The organism is Terriglobales bacterium (assembly GCA_035573675.1).
Taxonomy (GTDB): domain Bacteria; phylum Acidobacteriota; class Terriglobia; order Terriglobales; family Acidobacteriaceae; genus DATMAB01.
The window spans coordinates 215,969-237,480 of sequence record DATMAB010000015.1; the positions used below are offsets into that span (position 1 = coordinate 215,969).

Genomic DNA, 21,512 nt, shown 5'->3' on the forward strand with positions numbered 1-21,512 from the left:
ATGCGGCGGCTGTACCAACTCGCAGGGATGATATGTTTCATCGCCGCCGTCTGCGCGGCCGAGGACGTCACGCTCGAGGAACTGAAGCGCCGGGCGGAGGCCGCTGAGGGCGGCCGGCGTGCCGATCTCTATGTCGAAGTGGCCCAACGCCAGATCGAGACCGCGGATTCGCGTTTCACCGAGGGTAAGATCGAGGAGGGACAGGAGGCGGTCGAGGACGCCGTGGCTGCGGCGGAGAAGGCCAGCAACGCCGCCGTCGAATCCCGTTCCCGCATGAAGCAGACGGAGATCGCACTGCGCCGCGCTTCGCGCCGGCTCGCCGACATCAGCCGCACTCTGGCCTTTGACGATCGCAAACGCACCGAAGAAGCCGTGATCAAACTGGAAAAGATCCGCACCGACCTGCTGGAGGCCATGTTCGCCCCCAAGAAAAAAGACAAATCATGACGCTTTGGAAAAGGACGATTCCGCTGGTAGTCGTTTGTCTTCTGGCCAATCTGGAGGCCCAGCGACGGCGCGATCCGCTCACCGATCCGGAGGTCGACCAGTTGCGCGAGCTGGCGCAGGATCCTCCCAAACGGCTGCGCCTGATGTTGCAGTTCGCCCGTGAGCGCTGGCAGAGCCTGCAGGCGGCGAGAGCTGGGTCGGATTCGCCGAATCGCGCCCTCGAGGTCGGCGAGCGCCTGCGAGACTTCGGCGCCCTGATGGCCGAGCTGGAGGCCAACGTCGAGGCCTATTCCCGCAAAGGGGATGTTCGCAAGCCTTTGCGCGAGATCATCCAGGCTACCAATCAATTCAAGGCGGGATTGGAGGCCATGCAAGAGGCCGCCCGCAGCGACCCTGTGCTCTCCAAGGAAGCGAAGCACTATGAATACGCCCTGGAGGACGTCCTCGACACGGTGAATTCCAACCTGGAGACTTCCCTGTTGACCCTGGAGCAGCAGGAAGAGGCGATTCGCGAAGCCAAGAAAAGAAAGCGGGAGTGACGTTCCGACTCCGGCGAACCACGGCAGCGAGAGATGTTAATCTGAGGTGGCGTGAAGAGGGACCTGGAGGAAATCTTCGAGCAGGCGTTCGACGAGCTTTGCCCGCGATTTCCTATGCCGGATTTTCACGTCGAATTCTTCCCCTTTTCCGGCTTGAACAATACCATCCGGCTGCGCGGAGAATCCGTACGCGTGCGCATCTCGGACCTGCTGGGATCGGCGCCGCGCCCGGTCCTAGAGGCCATCGCTCACCTGCTGCTGGCCAAGCTCTACCGCTGCCCGGTGGATCCGGCGCGCTCCGCTCGATACCGCCGGTACGTGGGCCGGCGGGATGTGAGCGAGCAGGCGCACCGCACGCGGCAGGTGCGCGGCACCAAGCGGATCGCCGGCGCACGCGGACATCATTACGATCTCGAATCGCTCTTTGCCGACCTGAACGGCCGCTTCTTCCACGGCTTGCTGGCGCAGCCGCGGCTCACCTGGAGCCAGGGTCGCGCCCGCAACAGCCTGGGCCACTACGACCCGGCGCACAACACCATCGTCATCAGCCGCATTTTCGATTCGCCGCGCGTTCCCCGCTACGCGGTGGAGTATCTGCTGTTCCACGAGATGCTGCACCTGCGGCATCCGGTGCGGCTGCGCGGCAGCCGGCGCTGTGTTCATCCCCCCGCATTCCAGGCCGAGGAGCGGCAATTCCCGCATCTGGCGCGGGCCAAGCGCTTTCTGCGATCGCTTTGACACACTCCCGTGTGACGGCTTCGATTGACGGTCTTCGCCCGGGCCGCGTATCATGTCAATTGAAATTGAAATTCATTTTCAACATGGCGGGCTGACCGCATGCTGCAATCGTTCATTGTGACCCTGCGCGAGGGGGTGGAAGCCGCGCTTATTGTCGGCATCATCCTCGCCTATCTGGCCAAGGTCGGCCGCCTGGACCTGCGACGCATCGTGTACGCCGCCCTGGGTGCGGCCGTGCTGGGTAGCGTTGCCGCAGCTTTCGTCATTACCCGCCTGCGCATCAACCAAGAGTCCTTTGAAGGCTGGGTGATGCTGGCCGCCGCCTTCTTTGTCATCACGGTAGTGGTCTTCATGGCTCGGGCGGCCCACGGCCTGCGCCAGCAGATCGAGACCCGCGTCGGCGCATTCGCCAGCCGCGGTTCCCAGATTGGCCTTTTCTTTTTCGTGTTCCTCATGGTGTTGCGCGAAGGCGTGGAGACCGTACTGATCCTCGGCGCCATGTACCTCAACACCGACGAACTGGCAGGCTTGTTGGGTACAATCGCGGGGCTTGCGCTCGCCGTCATGTTTGGCGTGATGTTCGTCAAGGGCAGCGTGCGCATCAATCTGCCCAAGTTTTTCCGCGTAACCAGCGTCATCCTGGGCTTCGTCGCCGCGCAGTTGCTCGTCTCCGGCCTGCATGAGCTCTCCGAAAGCGGTGTGATTCCGGCGTCGAAGGAATCCATGGCCGTGATCGGCCCCATCGTGCGCAACGACCTGTTTTTCTTCATCACCATTCTGGCGCTGGCGGCCATGATGGTGCTGTTTGAAGCCCGGCGTCGCGTCCCTGAAGCCGTACCCGCCGAATCCCGCGCAGCCCAGCGCAAGGCAGCCTGGAATGCCCGCCGCGAACGACTCTGGATGGGCTCCGTCTATGCCAGTGCGTTCATTTTCATCGTGCTGGTGACGGCGCAGTTCATTTATGCCCGCAGCACGACGTCCCTTTCTCCAGCAAAGCCTGTGGAGTTCGTGAATGGCGAGATTAAGGTTCCGCTTTCCGAGGTCTACGATGGCGACCTGCACCGTTATGCGGCGGAGATCGACGGCGCGACCGTTCGCTTTCTCCTGTATCAGAAGCCGGATGGAACAATCGCAACTGTGTTGGACGCTTGTGAGATCTGCGGACCGGTGGGATTCACGCGCGGCCCCCATGGCATCGAATGCAAGAACTGTGCCGCTCCCATTGATCCACAATCGATGGGCATGCCCGGCGGATGCAACCCCATCCCCTTGCAGGCCCGGGTCACGGAAACGGAGGTGGTGATCGCCCGTGCCGATCTTTCCACGGGTGTGAGCCATTTCCAGAAATAGCCATGTTCGCCCGCCTCCTGTACGAGTCGTTCCGCCGTCAGCGCAGGCGCAAGCTGCTGGCCGGCCTCTCCGTGACGCTGGGCGTGGCCGTGATGACCGCCATGATTGCCGTGGCCACCGCGGTAGGTGACAAGATCAATCGCGAGCTTCGCCAGTACGGCGCAAACCTGGTCGTGTATCCGCACGAGGACACGCTGGATGTCGATGTCGGCGGCGTCAACCTCAAGCCTGCGAGCGAAGGCGCTTATCTTAGTGAAGCCGACCTGCCCAAGATCAAAGGCATCTTCTGGCGACACAACGTCCTCGGATTTGCGCCCTTCCTGCCAGTCACGGCGCGCCTGGAGACGGCTGCAGGAGCGCGCGAGGTGGAGCTGCTCGGCACCTATTTTTCCAAGACCCTTACCTACGGCAAGGACCAGTTCACGACCGGAGTGCGAACCACGCACCCCTGGTGGAGTGTGCGCGGCTTTTGGCCGGCAGATGACTCTCAGGACGTCCTTGTCGGCGAGCGGCTGGCCGCTGCTCTCCGGGTGAATGCGGGCTCGACGGTTCGCCTCGACGGCCGCGACGTGCGCGTAGCCGGACTTCTCTCCACCGGCGACGCCCAGGAAGACACGGTGGTGGCGCCGTTGGCTCTGGCGCAGCAGATAGCCCGGCGTCCCGGCGCCGTGCGGCGCGTGTTTGTGAGCGCCCTTACCAGCCCGGAGGACGCGTTTGCCCGCCGCGACCCTGCCAGCATGACGCCCGCCGACCGCGACCGGTGGTATTGCACGCCCTATGCCCTCTCCATCGCGTATCAACTGCGCGAAGTGATCGGCCAGTCCGATGCCGAGCCCATCCGACAGGTGGCGCAGAACGAAGGCAAGGTCCTCGAGCGGATCAGAAGCCTCATGCTGCTGGTCGCGCTGGCGGCGCTCGTGGCTTCCGCACTGGCCGTCTTCGCGGCTATGGCCACCGCACTGCTGGAGCGGCGGCGCGAAGTCGGATTGATGCGCGCCCTGGGCGCACGCAGCGCCTCTGTGGCTGCTCTCTTCATTGCGGAAGCTTGCCTGCTTGCCCTGATCGGCGGGACAGCGGGTTTCCTGCTGGGCATGGCGCTGGCCAGGCAGATCGGTGTGGCGGTGTTCGCTTCGCAGATCTCGATGCAACCGCTGCTCTTCCCTGCCGTCCTCCTCCTGGCCGTCTTGATTACCTTGGCGGGCAGCGCTGCTGCCATCCGCCGGGCGCTGCGTTTCGACCCTGCCGTGGTCTTGCGAGGCGATCTGTGACTCGCCGCCGCATGTTGCTCCGCCTGCTGCTGCGCGCCGCCTGGGTGCGCCGCGAGCGGGCGCTGACGGCGTTGGCTGCCTTTGCCGTAGCCGCCGCCGCCTCAACCACTATGCTGAATCTTTACTCCGACGCCGACGCCAAGCTGCGACGTGAATTCCGCAGCTACGGAGCGAACATCGTCATTGTGCCGCGCTCTGGCTCAGGCCTCCCGCCTGACGCCCTCCAGCGAGCCGAAGGCGTGCTCGGCGATCAGGGTCTGGTGGTGCCGTTTGCCTACGCGGTGGCCAAGACGTCCGACGGCGCACCCGTAGTGGTGGCCGGGACTGACCTCGAACGCGCGCGCCGGATGAACACCTGGTGGCAAGTGACCGCCTGGCCCTTAACTGCGGACGATGCCTTGCTTGGCGTGCGGGCAGCCGACGCCCTGGGTACGAGCCACCCGTTCGATCTTTCGTTCCAGGGACGGCACCTGCGCCTGCATCCGGCGGGTACGGTGCGCACCGGGTCCTCGGAAGACAGCCGCATCTACATTTCCCTGGATCGGTTCTCCGCTTGGACGGAAGTAGGGCCCTCTGTCCTCGAGGTGGCGGCGAACGGAACCGCGCAGCAGGTCTCCGACGCTGTGGCGAGGCTGGCGGTGGCGCTTCCGGAAGCCGACGTCCGGCCCCTGAGGCGCATCGTGGAAGCCGAAGCTCAAGTCCTGGGCAAGACGCAGTCAGCCTTGCTGGCCTGCGTGTGCCTGATCATTCTGATTTCGGCTCTGGGCGTCCTGGCAACGCTCACCGCCTCCGTCTTCGACCGGCGCAAGGACTTCGCCCTGATGAAGGCCCTGGGCGCATCGCAATCGACTGTGAACGCGATCTTCGCCGCGGAGTCGCTGTTGCTGGGGTTGCTCGGGGCCCTCGTCGGTTACCTGGTCGGCGTGGGCCTGGCGGCGTGGATCGGTCGTGCCAGCTTCCACGCTGCGGTGGAGCCGCGGCTGGGCGTCTTGCCCGTCATTGTGGCTGGATCCCTGGCTATGGCTTTGCTCGCTGCCCTACTGCCCCTGTCCGTTCTGCGCAGCGTACAGCCGGCCGTCATGCTGAAAGGTGAGTGATGGGGATCGAGCTCAAACACGTCAGCCGCACGTACGTCGCGCGCAGCGATTCCAGCGCCGGCAAGATTCGTGCCCTCGATGACGTCACTCTCTCCGTGAGCTCCGGCGAGTGGCTGGCGGTCATGGGTCCCTCCGGTTCGGGCAAGTCCACTCTGGTGAATCTGATCGGCTGCCTCGACCGGCCCGATAGCGGCACCGTCGAAGTGGAGGGCCAGAACATCGTGGAACTCTCCGGGTCCGCGCTGGACCGCTTCCGGGCGGAGACCATCGGCTTCGTCTTCCAGCAGTACCACCTGATTCCCTACTTGACCGCGCTGGAGAACGTCATGCTTGCCCAGTACTTTCACAGCATGACCGACGAGCAGGAAGCTCTGGAGGCGCTGGAACGGGTGGGGCTGGCCGACCGCGCCCGGCATCTGCCCGCTCAACTTTCCGGCGGCGAGCAGCAGCGGGTGTGCATCGCGCGCGCCCTTATCAATGACCCCAAGATCATCCTGGCCGACGAACCCACGGGTAATCTCGACGCCGTTAACGAGGAGATCGTCATGGGCCTGCTGCGCGACTTGCACCGCCAGGGCCGTACCCTGGTCATGGTCACGCACGATCCCGTCGTCGCCCGAATGGCGGACCGGCGTCTCGAACTCCATCACGGCCGCATCGCTACCCAGGAGCTCTACACCATGGCCGACGAGGAACTGTTCGACGAGATCCTGGAGGAGATGTGGGTGCTGGAGGAGAACGACGAGCTTGCAGAGTTGGGCCGCATCCAACTCTCGGGTCCCCTGCCCATCGGCCTCGCCGTCGAGCGCATGGCGCAAGCCGGGCTGCTGGCCGCGCACGCGCATCCCTCGGAGCCTCATGAGCACCGGGCCGCCCTTGACCGCTGCCACGTCGCCATCCATCCCGCCGATTCCGTTCCCCAACACGGCAGCGCCGTCATTCAGTTCACCGAACGTGGCCGGCAGCGCGCCCAGGACATCATCCGCCGGCATCGTCTCGCCGAGCGCCTGTTCACAGAAACCCTGCATCTGGAAGACGAAACCCAGATCGAGCAGCAGGCGTGCAAGTTCGAGCACATCCTCTCGCCCCAGGCCACGGAGAAGATTTGCGGATTCCTGGGGCACCCGCGCACCTGCCCGCACGGCAGCCCGATTCCTTACGGGGCATGCTGCCCCCGCTAGGCTCGACATCTCCCTTGAGAAGTGAGGGCTTTAGGAAAAGGCTCTAGTAGAGCTTGAAATCTACTTCCACATTGATGCGTACCGCGACGGGCACGCCGTTCTTCCGCGCGGGTTCGAACTTCCACTGGCTCACAGCCGCAATCGCGCGTTCGTCGAGGCCCAGTCCCAGGCTGCGCTTGATGCGCACGTCGTGCGCGCGTCCATCCGGCCCGACCACCAGCCACAGCACCACCGTGCCCTGATGCTTGGCCTTCCGTGCTTCCTCGGAGTACTCGGGGTCGGGCGTATAGAGCGGACGCGGAGCGGAAACCCCTCCACCCACCGTAAACACGCCGCCACCGGTTCCGCCGCCGCTGCCGGGGCCGAACCCCGGCCCGTCACCCGAGCCGATGCCACCGCCCGACCCGGCGCCGATGCCGCCGCCCGACCCGGTTCCGTTCGAGAGCGTCCCCGCGACTTTGCTCAGCGGATCGCCATAGTTCGGCAGGTTCACGTTGGGCAGCGGAACTTCCGGTGGAACCACCACCGTTGGCTCCATGGGCAGCTTCGGATTTTCATTCCGGACGACCACCGCCGGCGGCGCGAACTGCTCCATGGCGGACCTGGGCAGCTTGCCCTTGGGCGCCTGCAGCTTGTCGCGGTCCCCGCCCCCTCCGCCACCCCCGATGGTGTCATGAGCTTTGGCTGAGAGCGGCAAGTAAACGGAAACGTCCGGCGACACCAGCGACACGGTTGCGTGCGGCTGTGCTTGCTTCACCGCCCTTGCTCCAACGAAGGAAATGGCTCCGAGTAACGCCAGCATCGCCACATGCACCACGACCGTGCCGGCCACGCCCCGGCTCCGATAGTTGTAGTCGCCCCAGATTTCCTTGACTGGGACCGGCTTGGCCGTCAGCTCCAGCGGGGGAAGCCTTTCGGGAAACAGCAGGTCGCGCAGGTTCCCGCCCAGCGATTGCCACCAGGGACGCTCGATGTCGGCCAGCGACTTAACCGCCACCGGCCGCGACGTGAGCTCCAGCGGCGCCTGTTTTTCGGCAATGAACAGGTCCCGCAGCCCCCCTGCCAGGGAACGCCACCAGGGCTGGTCGATCTCCAGCCATGCAACCTGTACCGGCCGTGACGTCAGCTCGAGCGGAGGAAGCTTGCGGGGGAACAACAGATCGTCGAGGTTGCGACCCAGGCTCTGCCACCAGGGCTCGCGCAGCTCGGCCAGGAGCGTGTTCAGATGTCTGCTGGCGCCCAGGTTGCTTCCTCGAGATCCCGCTGCCTCATTCACGCACTCTGCCCCTCAATTCCTTCCTCTAAGAGATGTACAAATCCGCCTGCAAGTTGCATTTGTCTTTGTGCACGAAGGTGCATGTCCTCAATACGATGCAAGTGACTGCTCAGATTGAGACACACTTCCATCAATAGACGCCCCTCGAACCTCTCCCTATAATGAAATCCGGGAACGCCCGGAGCCCCGATGGCCGCGCCTTTCGACCTGAAGTCCACGCTCAATCTGATGAAAACGGACTTCTCCATGAAGGCCAACCTGCCTCAGAAGGAGCCGCAAATGCTCCGGCGGTGGCAGGAGATGCGGCTCTACGACCGCATCCGCCAGGCCCGCAAGGGTGCGCCCATCTACGTGCTGCACGACGGCCCTCCCTATGCCAACGGGCCCATTCACCTGGGCACCGCCCTGAACAAGACCTTGAAGGATTTTGTGGTCAAGACGCGCAATATGGCGGGTCTCGATGCTCCCTACGTACCCGGCTGGGATTGCCACGGTCTACCCATTGAGATCAAGGTGGATAACGACCTCGGCGGCCGCAAGCTGCAGATGTCTCCTCTCGAGGTCCGCGCCGCCTGTCGCGAGTATGCACAAAAGTACCTGGACCTTCAGCGTACCCAGTTTCAGCGCATCGGAGTGGTTGGCCGCTTTGACCGGCCCTACTCCACCATGTCGCCGGAATATGAGTCGGTGGTCCTGCGCACGTTTTTCGATTTTCTCGAGCGCGGCGCCGTCTACCGCGGATTGCGCCCCGTCTACTGGTGCCTGCACGACAAGACGGCGCTGGCGGAGGCCGAGGTCGAGTACGAAAACCGCACCGACCCAAGCATCTGGGTGAAGTACGCACTCACCAGTGATCCGGCGCGGCTGGATCCGGCCCTGGCCGGCAAGAAGGTCTCCACCATCATCTGGACCACTACGCCCTGGACGATCCCCGCCTCCATGGCCGTGGCCTTTCACCCGTATCTGAAGTACGCCGCCATCCAGTCCGCGGGCGAGGTCTACATCGTTGCCGACGTCCTTGCGGCAGCCACCATCGAGACGTGCGCTCTCAAGGACGCCAAAGTTCTCGCGCGCTTCGATGGAGTGAAGCTGGAACACGCGACCTTCGCGCATCCCTTCCTGGATCGCATCGTGCTGGGAGTGCTGGCCGAATACGTGACGACCGATCAAGGCACGGGCGCCGTGCACACTGCGCCCTCTCACGGCGCAGACGATTTCTACACCGGGCAGAAGTACAAACTGGACCAGACCTGCAACGTGGATGCCGCCGGCATTCTGCGCAACGGTCTGCCCGAGTACGACGGCAAGACCGTCTTCGAGGCCAACCCACACATCGTCGAACTCCTGCGCAGCAAGGGCGCGCTGATGGCCTCCGAAAAGCTGGAGCACTCCTATCCGCACTGCTGGCGCTGTCACAACCCGGTCATTTTCCGGGCCACCGAGCAGTGGTTCATTTCCATGGAAGCCGACCTCGAGGGCCGCACGCTGCGCCAGCGCGCGCTCGATGAGATCAAGAAGGTCAAGTGGGACCCGGCCTGGGGCGAAGAGCGCATCTCCAACATGGTGGCCATGCGGCCCGACTGGTGCATCTCCCGGCAACGGGTCTGGGGTGTGCCCATCGCTGTGTTCTTCTGCGAAGACTGTCAGCAACTGCTGCGTTCAGCGGATGTAGACCGGGCGGTCGTGGATCTCGTGGCGCGCGAAGGCGTGGACGCCTGGTGTCGCTATCCCGCCGCCGACATCCTGCCCAAGGGTACTGTGTGTCCGGGCTGCCAGGGGACAAGCTTCCGCAAGGAGACCGACATCATCGACGTATGGTTTGAATCCGGGTGCAGCCACGCGGCCGTCCTCGGCCGCGAGGAGGGCCTGCCCTGGCCGGCCGACCTCTACGTCGAAGCCGGCGACCAGCACCGCGGATGGTTCCATTCCTCGTTGCTGTGCGCCGTCGGCACACGATTGCGTGCTCCGTATCGGGGCGTCGCCACGCACGGGTGGACGCTCGACCCGCAGGGCCGCGCCATGTCCAAGTCCCTGGGCAACGTCGTCGACCCTGTGGACATCGCCGACCGTCTGGGCGGCGAGATCGTGCGCCTGTGGGTGGCCTCGGTGGACTTCCGCGAGGACGTGCGCGGCTCCGAAGAGCTCATGCAGCGCGTGGCCGAGAGCTACCGCAAAATCCGTAACACGTTTCGCTTCGTCCTGGGGAATCTGAATGGCTTCGACCCTGCTCGCCACGCCGTTCCTTTCCCCGAAATGGAGGCCATCGACCGCTACTTGCTGCTGCGCACCGCCGATCTCGCCGAGAGTGTGCGCCGCTGGTACGACGAAATGGTCTTCCACCGCGCCTATCACCAGATGCATGATTTCTGCATCGTGGACCTCAGCGCCTTCTACTTCGACGTGCTGAAAGACCGCCTCTACACCTTCGCCCCGGACTCCAAAGCCCGGCGTTCCGCGCAGACCGCCGTATGGCGCATCGGAGAAGCCCTGGTCCGCCTGCTTGCGCCTCTGATGAGCTTCACCGCGGACGAGGTCTGGCAATATCTGCCCCCGGTGGAGGGCCGGCCCGAAAGCGTGCACCTCGCGCTCTTCCCTGCCACCAGGGACGTCACCGGCATGGAGTCCGCCACCGGATTCGACGGCTTCCGCGCCGATTGGGAGACGCTGCTGAACGTGCGCCAGGAGGTGCTCAAGGCTCTGGAGAGCGCGCGCAATGCCAAGACCATCGGCAGCAGCCTGGAGGCGCACGTACAACTGTCCGCTCCGGAGAGTGTCTATCCTGTCTTGGAGCGCTATCGCGGCGACCTCCGCTCTCTGTTCATCACTTCCGGGGTTACGCTGGTTCCCGCGGTCGCCGAGAACGGCGCCGCCCCACTCACCGTCGAAGTCCGCCGCGCTGACGGACACAAGTGCGAGCGTTGCTGGAACTACTCTACCGAGGTCGGCGGCAATTCGGACTTCCCCACCCTGTGCGAGCGTTGCATCCCGGCGGTGGAGGAGATCCTGCGCTCCGCTGGAAGAAGCAGGTGATCTGCCCATGCAGTCAGCCCACGTCATGCGCCGCTACCTTCTGCTTGCAGCCTTGGGTGTGTTCTTGTTGGACCAGGCCACCAAGTGGTTGATTTTGCGCAACATTCCGTTGCACGAAAGCGTCCCGGTCATTCCGGGACTGTTCCAACTCACCCATGTCCAGAATCGTGGCGCGGCCTTCGGCCTGTTTTCTGACTCCCCTTCGCAATGGGCTACCTCCACCCTGATTCTCTTCTCGCTCATCGCCCTGGCAGTGGTCTGGCGCCTGTTGTGGAAGAACAGCCACGCGCTCACGGCCACCGGCATCGCTCTGGCGCTAGTGTTGGGCGGCGCTCTGGGCAACCTCTGGGACCGGCTTGTGGACGGCCACGTAGTGGACTACCTCGACGTTTACGTCGGCACCTATCACTGGCCGGCCTTCAACGTCGCCGATTCCGCCATCGTCATCGGCGCGGTGATTCTCGTCGGTCACATCCTGTTCTCCAAAGGCCACATCGAGGGAAAGCCCGTCGCCGGCCGCTCCTAAGGGTTCTCTCTTTTCCCGCAACCGATGCCGATAATTTGACGGTCGCGACCGCGCCGGGTGTATCCTTGCTTCCCTCTACGCGGGCCGACGGCCTCGGGGGCTGTCATTGCCCGGGATGTTCGTTGTCATGGATGAGCGTGAGGTTGCCAACCATGTCGTGGACCTGGTAGACCAGGCGGCCTACCGCCACGCCGTACGCCGCGTGCTGTCGGTGCGGCTGGCTATCGGAGGCCGCCGCGCCCTGGACTTCGAGCGCCTGCAACTGACCTTCGACGAAGTCTCCCGCGGCACGGTGGCCGACGGCGCGCGCCTCATCCTGGAACTGCTTCCTGTCCTCCGCCATTGCCAGAACTGCGGCGAGGACTTTCGAGCCACCGCCGACGATTGTCCGTGTCCCGCTTGCGGCCATCCCCACACGGAGCCCAAAAGCGGGTTGGAAGTGCGCGTCCTCGATATGGACGTGGAGGAAGCCTAACCATCTCGATTCGGAGAGAAACGCTCATGGCCGCTGCTCCCGCTCGTCTGGTCGTGCAGGAAGACCTGAATCCGCTGCACATCGCCATGCGGCAGTTCGACACTGCCGCCGAGAAGCTCAATCTCGATCCCGGCCTGCGCCAGGTCTTGCGGCGCCCGGCCCGGGCCCTTTCCCTTTCCTTGCCTGTCAAAATGGATGACGGCAGCATCCGCGTCTTCGACGGGTTCCGCGTCCAGCACAGCTCCGCCCGTGGTCCCTGTAAGGGCGGCATCCGCTATCACCCCAACGTCACCTTCGACGAAGTGGCGGCGTTGGCTTCCTGGATGACCTGGAAGTGCGCCACCGTCAACATTCCTTTCGGCGGCGCAAAAGGCGGCATCGCCTGCGACCCGAAAAAGATGTCCCGCAACGAGCTGGAGCGCCTGACTCGCCGCTACGCCTACGAGATTTCACCTCTCATCGGCCCTGATCGCGACATCCCCGCGCCCGATGTCTACACCGACGCCCAGGTCATGGCCTGGATCATGGATACCTACAGCATGACCCAGCGCCAGTCTTCGCCGGCCGTAGTCACCGGTAAGCCCACGTTCCTGGGGGGCTCCCAGGGGCGTCATGAGGCCACCGCCCGCGGTTGCGTGTTCGTCATTCAGGCCGCGTGCGCAGCTCTCGGAATCGACATCAAGCGCTCAACCGCTGCCATTCAGGGTTTCGGCAACGCCGGCGGCATCGGAGCTCGCCTACTTGCGGACACGGGTTGCACCGTGATCGCCGTCAGCGATTCCGGCGGCGGCATCCTCAGCCGTCTCGGACTCGACGTCAACGCTGTCCTGGAGCACAAGCTCCGCACCGGATCGGTGGCCGGATACCCCGGCACCGAGTCCATCAGCAACGAGGCCATTCTCGAGATCGACTGCGACATCCTGGTGCCCGCCGCCCTCGAGAACCAGATCACCCTGGCCAATGCCGATCGTGTGAAAGCCAGGATCATCGCCGAGGCCGCGAACGGCCCAACCACTCCAGCAGCCGATGCTGTCTTGTTCAAAAAGGGGATCAACGTGTTGCCGGACATCCTGGCCAACGCCGGCGGCGTCACCGTCAGCTACTTTGAATGGGTCCAGGACTTGCAGGAGTTCTTCTGGGACGAGATCAAGGTCAACCGCCGGCTCGAGAAAGTCATGGTCCGGGCCTTCCACGATGTGTACGAGACGGCCCGCAAGTTCAGCGTGGACATGCGCACCGGCGCCTACATCCTGGCCATTGACCGCGTCGCTGAGGCGACTCGAACGCGCGGCATCTGGCCCTAGGGAGTCTCGGAAACTCAGGGAGCTGGCCGCACCAGCATCGACCGGCAAGTAACTCTGCAGTACAGCGTTTTCCTTGCGGGGCTTCCGGCTCTCCGGAAGCCCTTCTATTTTCCCGAATTCACCGCGACCGAATCGCCGTAGAGTCGCCGGTACACGCTCACGTTGCGCTGGATGGCCTGCACATACTCACGCGTTTCGGTGAAGGGGATGGACTCTACGAACTCCGCTGCGTCGCGATAGGGGCCGTTGGCCAGCCATTGCGTCACCCGGTCGGGGCCGGCGTTGTAACTGGCCAGGGCGTATTCGACCCGCCCGAACTCCTCCAGCCGGTCGCGGAAGTACTTGGTACCCAGTTGCAGGTTGACCTTGGGATCTCTCAACTTTGCCGTCGAGTAGGGCCTGAGCTTGAGCTCCCTTGCCACCTTCCTCCCCGTGGAAGGCAGCAATTGCATCAGCCCGATGGCGCGGGCCCGCGAGACCGCATCCGGGCGGAACTCCGACTCCTGCCGGATGATGGAAGCCACCAGATAGGGATCGAGCCCGTTCGCCTCCGCGAAACGCTGGATCTCCTCCCAGTACAGCCGCGGGAACAACGCCTCCCACACATTGCGCGGCAGGTCGCTGATCTCCCGCGAAAAATATCCCGGGAGCGACTTCTTGGCCACCTGCAGCGCTCGATAGTGACGCCCCATGAGCTGGTACAGCCGCACGATTTCGCCGGCCGCCCAATCCGATCCGCCGTCCGCCATCACCTGCAGCTCGCGAATGGCAAAGTCATCGAGCGCGCCGTTCTGCAGCAGGCGGGCCTTGTGCGCACGGACCTCCTCCGCCGGCATGGCGGAGCGCCCCATGCGCACCGGCGGCTCGGGACGGGCGATCTTCTTGAGCAGAGCGTCGGGCGGCGCGGCGCCGTCGATGCCGATCTCCACCAACCGCTCGCGCGCCAGCCCCGCATAGTAGAAATAGCGGTATCGATCGGACACCCTCTGATAAAAGGCTCGCGCCCTGGGAAGGTTGTTCTGCTTCTCCAGGACCCGCCCGCGCCAGTACAGAGCTGCGGAAACCTCCATCGCTTCCGGATAACGTCCGATCAGTTCTTCCAATCGCGCGCCGGCCTCTTCCAGCCGGTCCAGGCGGTAGCTCAGCCACGCCGACTTCCACAGCATGTAAGAGCTCTTGGGCCCGTCCGGAAGCCTCTGGTAACCTTCATAGTAGAAGCGTGCGGCGGCGTCCATGTTGTTTTGCAATAGATGGCGGTTCCCCGCGGAGAGCAGCGCCTGTTGCAGCCACGGACTGTCGGAAGCCGTGCGGCGCAATTCTCCCAGGTACTGCAGGTACGCCTCGGGATCGGAGCGGATTTCGGTCAGGTAGAACAGCCGCTCGGCGTTGGCCTCCGCGGTGAGGCCCTCGATTTCGACCAATACCTTTCGGGCATCGGCATACTTTCGAGCCTTGAACAGCGCCCTCGCCAGATCGAGCTGGGCGTCGGCGTGTTCGGCCCCTTGAGCTTCCCGGGTCAGCTCACGATAGGCGGAGATCGCCTCGGCGTACTGGCGGGCCTCCAGCAACAGATCGGCCCGCTGCTTGCGCTGCTGTCTGGTGGGCGGCGGCAATTTCTGTGTGCGGCCAAGGCTCTCCAATTCCTGCTCGGCGGTCTTGGCCTGCGTGGATGCCGGCCAGCCGTAGTACACGCGTCGCAGCGCCTCCACTGCCTCTTTGAACCGCCCCGCCTGGGCATAGGATTGACCCAGGTCCAGCTCCACCTGGACGCTGGCAGGCTCGCGAATGCCTTCCAGGATGGCGATGGCTTCACGCGACTTGCCGATGGCCTTCAGTGATTCCGCGTGCAATTGCGCCGCATCCCGCTTGAACAACGACTCAGGATATCGCGCCCCAAATCCGTCCAGCGCCTTGGCGGCCTGGGCGGGCTGCCCGGAGTTCCCGTAAGCCAGCGCCAGGAAGTAGTCCACATAGTCGCCCAGTTCGCCTGCTCGCAGTTGCGCTTTTTCCAGGTTGGTCGCAGCCGCACGATACTCGCCGTCGAGGATCAGGGCGTATCCGGCTACCAACCACGCCAGTGCGCCCGCCGGATCCGTAGCATGATCCGCGGCGTAGTCCTCCACTGCGGCATATGCGGCGACCGTGCGGCCGTTCAGCAGTTGTGCCGCCAGCGGCCGCAAGTCCGTGCTCCTGGCGGCGGCTTGCGCGGCTGCCTCTGCCCGCGGCGGCAGCGGCTTGCGATCGGCCGCTGGCCTCCGTTTCCCCGTCGCCTTGCTGCTTCCCTTCTGAGGGGATGAACCTGCAGCGGACCTCATGGAGGCGGCATGGTCACCCTGGGCCACCGTCAACAGGATTGCTGCCAGGATTAGGGTGCGCACAGCCATCACTGACTATCCGGGGAAGTTGTTGCCCAGCGCCGACTCGTCGTTATCGGCCAGAATCCGTACCAGCTCTTTCACGAAATAATTGGCGTCCGCGGCAGCTGTCTTGCCGAAATGCTTCTCGTACTCGGCGCGGCTCTTCTCGATGTCTTCCTTCAGACGGTCATAGAGATCCTTGTGCTTCCGCCCCTCGGTCACCTTGGCCTGGTTGTACAGCTTGATCTCTTCTACCAGCACCTTGGCCTTGCGTTTGGCCTTCTTGTGCAATTCCTGGTCGGCCGGACTCATGACCGGCTCCTCCACGCGGGCGGGCTCCTTCGGCGGGGGGGGCGGCGGCGGTGGGGGCGGTGCGGCGACGGAAGGGGGTGGCGGTGCTTCCGGCGCTTCCGCCGGAGCCGCCTCGCTTGCGCCCGCTGTCTTCCGCAGCGACAGCAGTTCCAGCCAGTGTCCGGTCGACCGCACCAGCACATGCAACGCCGACGGGTCGATCCTCCCGTCCGCGCCAGTTCCTACGTCGGCGTAGAGCAGCGCCGCAACCTTGTCCTTCACGACCAGCGGAAGCACTACCGCGTTGCCATCGGCAGGGTTGCCGAACGACGCGACGAAGTTGGAGGAGAATTCCGCCGCAGCCGCCGCTGCCGGCATGCGATCCTGCATGGCACGCGCGGCCAGGCCCCGGCTTGGATCGACGCTCGTGCCCTTGATGGCGTCGTCGTTCGCGAATCCCCGTCCCTGCCATCCGGTGGCCGTGCCGCCACGGATCACGAACAGGGCCACCCGGCCGGCGAACCGCGCGGCGCCGTCGAGCAGCGTCCGCAGAATGTCGCTCTGCGAACTGACGTCCTGAATGGTTGCGATAGCCGAGTTCAGCACATCCGTCGGTGCGCCGCCGGGCGTCGTGGATTCTCCGGGGGCGGCTTGCAGCAGCGCTTCTATCTCCTGCAGCACACGCTCCGCCACTTCGCGCCGCAGCTCCGAGACGTGCGCCTCCAGCGCCTCAGAAATCACCCGTTCGACGATGCTCCGGACTTCGCCTGGGTCGGCCATTGGGAGATGTGCGGAGGCAGCCCACCCCGCGACGGGCTGCGTGCAACCAGTTCCGCGCCTGCAGGCGATTATAGGGCCTGAAGATGCACTGTCAACGCCGGGTTGCCGCGCTCGGGAATCGCCAGAGTCAACCGCACCTTACTCGACGATGATGCGGCCCTGCATGTCGTCATGTCCGGGGCCGCACACGATGCCGCAGGCGATCCGGAACTCGCCACGCTTGTCGGCATGGAAGCGCACCACCGCGGTTCCGAGCTTGGGAATCGGTTCTTTCATTCCCAGGTCGGGAATGTCGAAACCGTGCTGCACGTCCTGGCTGGTGATATGCAGCTCGACCACCGTGCCACGCTTCACGCGGATCTCGGAGGGCTCGAACTTGTACTTTCGGGCGGTGATATCGATCCGCACCGGCTTGCTGGAGAATCGGGAGCAACCCTCCATCCCCGGCAGCAGGAAAAGGATTGGGGCCGCTGTAATCCATGCAACAAATCGCGGGTTCAAACGTCGAATCATAGGTCGTTTGCTTCTCTTTTGGATGCTTTGGGCATTCGAACAGGTACAATACACTTTTGCGGCAAACATTTTGCATCGGGACACCGTGACGCCCATCCAATCCCAAGTGACGGAAGCTGCCGGCGATGAGCTGGCGCTGGTGCAGGCTGCGCAGGCCGGTGATGTCGGCGCGTTCGAGCAGTTGGTGAAACGCTACGACCGTAACATCTTCCGCCTGGCGCAGCACATCACGCAGAACCGCGAGGACGCCGAAGACGTGCTTCAGGAGGCGTTCCTGAAGGCCTACACGCACCTCGGAGATTTCCAGGGGAACTCCAAGTTCTACACCTGGCTGGTGCGCATTGCGGTGAACGAGTCGCTGATGAAGCTGCGCCGCCGGCGCAGCGATAAGACGGTTTCCCTCGATGAAAGCGTCGAGACCGAGGAAAGCTCGATGCCCCGCGAGGTGGCCGACTGGGCCCCAAATCCCGAGCAGTTGTACCGCCAGGAGGAGCTGGCCGACATCCTTAGCCGCACCATTCAGGGCCTGCCGGCCAGCTTTCGCACCGTTTTCGTGCTGCGGGACGTCGAGGGATTGTCCACCGACGAGACGGCGGAAGCGCTCGGCTTGAGCATTCCTGCGGTAAAATCGCGGCTGCTGCGGGCGCGGCTTCAGCTTCGCGATCGCCTCAGCCGGTACTTCAAGAAGAACAGGAGTGACGACGCACAGAAGTGAACTGCACCCGTTTCCTTCAGGAACTCGCCGATTATCTCGACGGCACGCTCGACACCGAGACCCGCGCTGAACTGGAAGAACACCTGGTCTGGTGTCACAACTGCTACGTCGTCTGCGACACCACCAAGAAGACCATCCAGATCTACCGCGACCGCCAGCCCTACGACCTGCCTGAGCCTCTGCGCCTCAAACTGCAGGCCGCCATCATCTCCAAGTGCAAGTCCTCCACCAAGAAGTCCTGAGCTGATCTCGCTTTTCATGCGTCATCCCGAGCGCAGAGAGTCACTCGCGCGACTTTCCCGGCGCGGAGAACTCTTGCGAGGAATCTCGAGTTTGCTTGCGGAACGTTCCCAGGAACGGGCCGTAACCTAGTCCGAAGCCGGCGACGCCGCGGTTTTGCCCAGCAGTTCGTTCAGCAGCGCCAGCATGTCCGTTCCCGTAACGATGCCCACCAGCTTTCCGTCTTCCACCACCGGCAGGGCGCCGATTTTCTTGGTGTAGAGCAGCGAGGCTGCGACGGACACTTCATCGCTGGGCGAAACGGTGATCACGTTGGTGCTCATCACCATGTTGATGGGCGTCGACTCGAAGACCTGGTTGTACTCTTCCGGCGTCATCCGGCTGAGCATCGAAGGGGCCACGCGGGCCACGTCGCGATCGCTGACCATGCCGACCACAGTGCCCTCGCTGTTGACGATGGGAACGTGCCGTTTGCCGCTCCGCCGGATGATCAGCGCGGCGTCCAGCAAGCGCGAATCCTCAGGCAACGTCGTGACCTTGGTGGTCATGTATTCGCGTACCAGCATCGCGTCCTCCCCCGGTACCTGCGCGGCATCCACCCGGCGGTATGGCGGCGCATTGTAGCAGAGCCACGCTCGCCTCTCAATTCGAGCCTTCCGTAGGCTTCACCGCCCTCCGGAAAAAACTCCGTATAATACGCGTTCTCGGCCAGCCAGGCTGGCCGGCGGACCCGGCATTGAAGGAAGTCCATCCCAGCGTGCGCGAGATCGCCGTGCTGCAGGAAGCCACGGAGATGATCCTCGCCAGCACCGACGTCGACACCGTGCTGCACCAGATCCTGCTCATTGTGCGCAACTACTTCGGCGTGGCTCATTCGGCCGTGTTCCTGGTAGACCGCGGCGCGGGCGAACTCTACTGCCGCGCGCAGATCGGCTATGACGATTCCATCAGCGCGCACCGCCTGCGCATCGGCGTGGATGGCGTTGTCGGCGCCGCGGCCCAGGCCCGTTCGCCTCTGTGCGTTCCGGACGTCAGCCAGGAACCTCGTTACATCCCGGGCAGCCCTGACGTCCGCAGCACCCTCGCTCTCCCCCTCATCGTCCGGGAACAGGTGGTGGGCGTACTCGCGGCTGAAAGCTCCGAACTGGACTACTTCTCGCCCGACCTCAGCGCGCTGCTCAACCTGTTCGCCAGCCAGGCCGCGGTCGCTCTGGAGAACGCGCGGCTGTTCGCCAGCGAGCGCCGCCGTGTCCGCCAGATCGAGCTCATCAACCTGATCGCCCGTTCCGCCGCTTCGGCCGCCGAACTGGAGCAGTTTCTCGGCACCCTCGCCGAGCTGATCGGCGATAGCTTCGAGGGCGCCGAGGTCGTCATCCTCCTGCGCGAGCCCGACGGCTCACTCCGTCCGCGCGCCAGCGCCGGCGCTGAAGGTCTGGCGGACGCAAGGTTTGCCGAGTCCGAGCGGTCGGGCATCATCGCCCAGGGCTTCGCCGCACGCCAGCACGTGGTGGTGAACGATATCCGCGCGAAAGCGGGATGGCCTGCATGTCTTCCCGGCGCAGGCTCGGAGCTGTGCGCGCCGCTGGTCAGCTTCGGCGAGACCTTGGGCGTGGTGGTGGTCTCGCATCCGCATTCCGGCTTCTTCAGCGAGGACGAACGGGCCATCGCGCAGGCTGCGGCCGATGTCTGCGCCACCGCCATCAAGAACGTGCAGCTCGCCGAGGAGCTGCGTCGCGTGGCGCACACCGACTTCGTCACGGGCGTCTACAACCAGCGCTACTTCCACACCGCCGTGTCGCAGGAGCTGGCGCGCTCCAAGCGTTACGGAAAGCCCTTCGCGCTGGCCATGCTCGATCTGCGCGCCTTCCGCGACGTCAACAGTTCGCTGGGCTTCGAAGGCGGCGATACCATCCTGCGCCAGGTGGCGCAACTGCTGCGCTCCCAGGTGCGCAGCATGGACGTGCTCTGCCGTTACGCCGGCGACCGCTTCGCGCTGGTGCTGCCGGAAACCGACCGCGACCGCATGGCGGTCGTATTGCGCAAGATAGAGGAGAATCTGGCGCGCATCCGCATCCCGGGCAAGGACGGCGAAGAGCCCCTGGTCGCGACCTGCGCTTTCGTCAACTATCCCCACGATGCCGGCAACGCCCTCGAACTGACGCGCCTGCTCTTCGCGCGCGTGGACGAGGTCAAGAGATCGAGAACGGGGCCCTGAAAACAAAACCGGCGGTCGCAGCCGCCGGTGGTCGCACACTTCCCTTCCTTATTCGTCGCGGCGCTTCAGAACGGGCGCGTCGTCGTCCTCTTTTTTCGAATCGTCCTGCCCGTCCTTGCTGTCCGCCGTCTTGGTGCGGCGCAGGCTGGGCGCCTTTTCATTCTCCTGGTCGGCCAGCTTGCGGCGGTTCTGCAAGGCGGCCAGCCGCGATTTCACGTCGTCGAACTCGGATGTAGTGACCACGTACTGGTCGCGAGGCGGCAGGACCTTGGCGATCTCGTCCTGCGACTTGGCGATGCGGTCGGGCGTCTGGGGATGGGTGGAGAACGCCTTGGCCAGCGTGCCGGGTTTCTTCTTTTCGCGGGCCTGCAGCTTTTCGAAGAACTGCACGAAGGCCTGGGGGTCGTAGCCGCTGGCGTAGAGGTACTGGATGCCCAGGCAGTCGGCTTCGCGCTCGAATCCGCGCGAGAAGGTGAGGAAAGTCACGGGCAGCGCCAATCCAGCCGCCATGCGAATGCCGTACCCCAGGCCGCCGCCCACGAAGATGAGCGGGATGGAGGCCAGGTTCAGCAGTTGCCCGCGGGTGGCCTGGCGGGTGGCATGGCGCGCGGCCACGTGCGCGATCTCGTGCGCCATCACGCCGGCCAGCTCCGCTTCTTCGTCGGCCGCCAGGATCAGCCCGGTGTTGACGTAGAAGAATCCGCCGGGCAGCGCGAAGGCGTTGACCTCATCCGAATCGATCACCTTGATGGTGAAGGGCACGCGGGCGTCCGAGTTGCGCACCAGATTCTGCCCGATGCGGTTCACGTATTCGGCGACCACGGGATCCTGGACGATGCGGGAACTCTGGTCCACCTGGGCAGCGAATTCCTTGCCGATCTGGATCTCCTTGTCCAGTGAGTACCAGTTGCCCAGGCCTCCGCCTTTGCCGATGTTCCGGTTGCCGATGGCCTCGATGTTCGAGGGGCAGTCTGCCCATGCGCTGGGGGCCGTGACCAAAGCTGCTATCAGGGCCAGCGCCAGCGCGAACGCACGAGCTTTCATAGAACCTTCCTTGGCGATGCCGTGCCCAACATCTGCTTGGATTATACGCCGCCTCTCCCGAGGCAGATTCCCTTCTGGCCCATTAGATTCAGGCTGCGGCCGGCGCGTTTCCCGACCGGCCCACAA

The 21,512-nt window shown here is 64.3% G+C and carries 20 protein-coding genes; 14 read left to right on the forward strand and 6 right to left on the reverse strand.

Annotated elements, in window-relative coordinates; genetic code table 11:
- Positions 1–27 precede the first annotated feature (27 nt).
- The 7 genes from VNK82_06485 (at position 28) to VNK82_06515 (ending at position 6,620) form a co-directional block, all read left to right on the forward strand.
- Positions 28–447, forward strand: coding sequence for a hypothetical protein (locus VNK82_06485; GenBank protein HXE90595.1), 420 nt, complete (start codon positions 28–30; stop codon positions 445–447).
- Positions 444–986, forward strand: coding sequence for a hypothetical protein (locus VNK82_06490; protein ID HXE90596.1), 543 nt, complete (start codon positions 444–446; stop codon positions 984–986). Before VNK82_06485 ends, VNK82_06490 begins: the two co-directional genes overlap by 4 nt.
- A 51-nt stretch (positions 987–1,037) precedes the next feature.
- Positions 1,038–1,724 carry a hypothetical protein gene (locus VNK82_06495; GenBank protein ID HXE90597.1) on the forward strand — a complete coding sequence of 229 codons (687 nt, stop codon included), beginning with the start codon at positions 1,038–1,040 and terminating at the stop codon, positions 1,722–1,724.
- Between the two features lie 99 nt (positions 1,725–1,823).
- The gene (locus VNK82_06500) at positions 1,824–3,074 is read left to right on the forward strand and encodes a Fe-S-containing protein (protein HXE90598.1); all 1,251 of its coding nucleotides are present in this window, start codon (positions 1,824–1,826) and stop codon (positions 3,072–3,074) included.
- 2 nt (positions 3,075–3,076) lie between these two features.
- Complete coding sequence (locus VNK82_06505; GenBank protein HXE90599.1) at positions 3,077–4,342, forward strand: ABC transporter permease; 1,266 nt, start codon at positions 3,077–3,079, stop codon at positions 4,340–4,342.
- Positions 4,339–5,439, forward strand: a complete 1,101-nt coding sequence (locus VNK82_06510; GenBank protein ID HXE90600.1) for an FtsX-like permease family protein — start codon at positions 4,339–4,341, stop codon at positions 5,437–5,439. The genes VNK82_06505 and VNK82_06510 overlap by 4 nt, the downstream gene beginning before the upstream one ends.
- Positions 5,439–6,620: an ATP-binding cassette domain-containing protein gene (locus VNK82_06515; protein HXE90601.1), complete on the forward strand. Its 1,182-nt coding sequence runs from the start codon at positions 5,439–5,441 to the stop codon at positions 6,618–6,620. Before VNK82_06510 ends, VNK82_06515 begins: the two co-directional genes overlap by 1 nt.
- Before the next feature lie 43 nt (positions 6,621–6,663).
- Here VNK82_06515 and VNK82_06520 read toward each other — a convergent pair whose 3' ends face one another.
- Positions 6,664–7,896, reverse strand: coding sequence for an energy transducer TonB (locus VNK82_06520; GenBank protein ID HXE90602.1), 1,233 nt, complete (start codon positions 7,894–7,896; stop codon positions 6,664–6,666).
- Between the two features lie 189 nt (positions 7,897–8,085).
- Here VNK82_06520 and ileS point away from each other — a divergent pair, with 189 nt between their 5' ends.
- The 4 genes from ileS to VNK82_06540 all read left to right on the forward strand — a co-directional run bounded on the left by ileS (position 8,086) and on the right by VNK82_06540 (position 13,231).
- Complete coding sequence (gene ileS, locus VNK82_06525; GenBank protein ID HXE90603.1) at positions 8,086–10,926, forward strand: isoleucine--tRNA ligase; 2,841 nt, start codon at positions 8,086–8,088, stop codon at positions 10,924–10,926.
- A 7-nt stretch (positions 10,927–10,933) separates the two neighbouring features.
- Positions 10,934–11,452 carry a signal peptidase II gene (lspA, locus tag VNK82_06530; GenBank protein ID HXE90604.1) on the forward strand — a complete coding sequence of 173 codons (519 nt, stop codon included), beginning with the start codon at positions 10,934–10,936 and terminating at the stop codon, positions 11,450–11,452.
- Between the two features lie 127 nt (positions 11,453–11,579).
- Positions 11,580–11,927 (forward strand): hydrogenase maturation nickel metallochaperone HypA, encoded by a 348-nt coding sequence (locus VNK82_06535; GenBank protein HXE90605.1) that lies wholly within the window; start codon positions 11,580–11,582, stop codon positions 11,925–11,927.
- A gap of 26 nt (positions 11,928–11,953) precedes the next feature.
- On the forward strand, positions 11,954–13,231 hold the full coding sequence (locus VNK82_06540) for a Glu/Leu/Phe/Val dehydrogenase (GenBank protein ID HXE90606.1): 1,278 nt from the start codon (positions 11,954–11,956) through the stop codon (positions 13,229–13,231).
- Between the two features lie 104 nt (positions 13,232–13,335).
- Here the strand turns inward: VNK82_06540 and VNK82_06545 are convergent, their stop codons facing one another.
- The 3 genes from VNK82_06545 to VNK82_06555 form a co-directional block, all read right to left on the reverse strand.
- Positions 13,336–15,615 (reverse strand): transglycosylase SLT domain-containing protein, encoded by a 2,280-nt coding sequence (locus VNK82_06545; GenBank protein HXE90607.1) that lies wholly within the window; start codon positions 15,613–15,615, stop codon positions 13,336–13,338.
- Positions 15,616–15,621: 6 nt separating this feature from the next.
- Positions 15,622–16,659: a hypothetical protein gene (locus tag VNK82_06550; protein ID HXE90608.1), complete on the reverse strand. Its 1,038-nt coding sequence runs from the start codon at positions 16,657–16,659 to the stop codon at positions 15,622–15,624.
- 138 nt (positions 16,660–16,797) lie between these two features.
- On the reverse strand, positions 16,798–17,172 hold the full coding sequence (locus tag VNK82_06555; GenBank protein HXE90609.1) for a cupredoxin domain-containing protein: 375 nt from the start codon (positions 17,170–17,172) through the stop codon (positions 16,798–16,800).
- Positions 17,173–17,242: 70 nt separating this feature from the next.
- Here VNK82_06555 and VNK82_06560 point away from each other — a divergent pair, with 70 nt between their 5' ends.
- Together VNK82_06560 and VNK82_06565 are read left to right on the forward strand one after the other, a co-directional pair.
- A complete protein-coding gene (locus VNK82_06560; GenBank protein HXE90610.1) occupies positions 17,243–17,887 on the forward strand; it encodes a sigma-70 family RNA polymerase sigma factor in 645 nt (214 codons plus the stop codon).
- Complete coding sequence (locus VNK82_06565) at positions 17,884–18,129, forward strand: zf-HC2 domain-containing protein (protein HXE90611.1); 246 nt, start codon at positions 17,884–17,886, stop codon at positions 18,127–18,129. Before VNK82_06560 ends, VNK82_06565 begins: the two co-directional genes overlap by 4 nt.
- A gap of 126 nt (positions 18,130–18,255) precedes the next feature.
- Here VNK82_06565 and VNK82_06570 read toward each other — a convergent pair whose 3' ends face one another.
- Positions 18,256–18,693 carry a CBS domain-containing protein gene (locus VNK82_06570; GenBank protein HXE90612.1) on the reverse strand — a complete coding sequence of 146 codons (438 nt, stop codon included), beginning with the start codon at positions 18,691–18,693 and terminating at the stop codon, positions 18,256–18,258.
- A 170-nt stretch (positions 18,694–18,863) separates the two neighbouring features.
- Here VNK82_06570 and VNK82_06575 point away from each other — a divergent pair, with 170 nt between their 5' ends.
- Entirely contained in the window at positions 18,864–20,342 is a 1,479-nt protein-coding gene (locus tag VNK82_06575) for a GAF domain-containing protein (protein ID HXE90613.1), read from the forward strand.
- A 48-nt stretch (positions 20,343–20,390) separates the two neighbouring features.
- Here the strand turns inward: VNK82_06575 and VNK82_06580 are convergent, their stop codons facing one another.
- Positions 20,391–21,386, reverse strand: coding sequence for a M48 family metallopeptidase (locus VNK82_06580; GenBank protein HXE90614.1), 996 nt, complete (start codon positions 21,384–21,386; stop codon positions 20,391–20,393).
- Positions 21,387–21,512: the final 126 nt, after the last annotated feature.

Coding starts and splice junctions, on each gene's coding strand:
- VNK82_06485 (HXE90595.1), top strand. CDS start 28: ATGATATGTTTCATCGCCGCCGTCTGCGCGGCCGAGGACGTCACGCTC.
- VNK82_06490 (HXE90596.1), top strand. CDS start 444: ATGACGCTTTGGAAAAGGACGATTCCGCTGGTAGTCGTTTGTCTTCTG.
- VNK82_06500 (HXE90598.1), top strand. CDS start 1,824: ATGCTGCAATCGTTCATTGTGACCCTGCGCGAGGGGGTGGAAGCCGCG.
- VNK82_06505 (HXE90599.1), top strand. CDS start 3,077: ATGTTCGCCCGCCTCCTGTACGAGTCGTTCCGCCGTCAGCGCAGGCGC.
- VNK82_06515 (HXE90601.1), top strand. CDS start 5,439: ATGGGGATCGAGCTCAAACACGTCAGCCGCACGTACGTCGCGCGCAGC.
- ileS (HXE90603.1), top strand. CDS start 8,086: ATGGCCGCGCCTTTCGACCTGAAGTCCACGCTCAATCTGATGAAAACG.
- lspA (HXE90604.1), top strand. CDS start 10,934: ATGCAGTCAGCCCACGTCATGCGCCGCTACCTTCTGCTTGCAGCCTTG.
- VNK82_06535 (HXE90605.1), top strand. CDS start 11,580: ATGGATGAGCGTGAGGTTGCCAACCATGTCGTGGACCTGGTAGACCAG.
- VNK82_06540 (HXE90606.1), top strand. CDS start 11,954: ATGGCCGCTGCTCCCGCTCGTCTGGTCGTGCAGGAAGACCTGAATCCG.
- VNK82_06545 (HXE90607.1), bottom strand. CDS start 15,615: ATGGCTGTGCGCACCCTAATCCTGGCAGCAATCCTGTTGACGGTGGCC.
- VNK82_06550 (HXE90608.1), bottom strand. CDS start 16,659: ATGGCCGACCCAGGCGAAGTCCGGAGCATCGTCGAACGGGTGATTTCT.
- VNK82_06555 (HXE90609.1), bottom strand. CDS start 17,172: ATGATTCGACGTTTGAACCCGCGATTTGTTGCATGGATTACAGCGGCC.
- VNK82_06570 (HXE90612.1), bottom strand. CDS start 18,693: ATGCTGGTACGCGAATACATGACCACCAAGGTCACGACGTTGCCTGAG.
- VNK82_06580 (HXE90614.1), bottom strand. CDS start 21,386: ATGAAAGCTCGTGCGTTCGCGCTGGCGCTGGCCCTGATAGCAGCTTTG.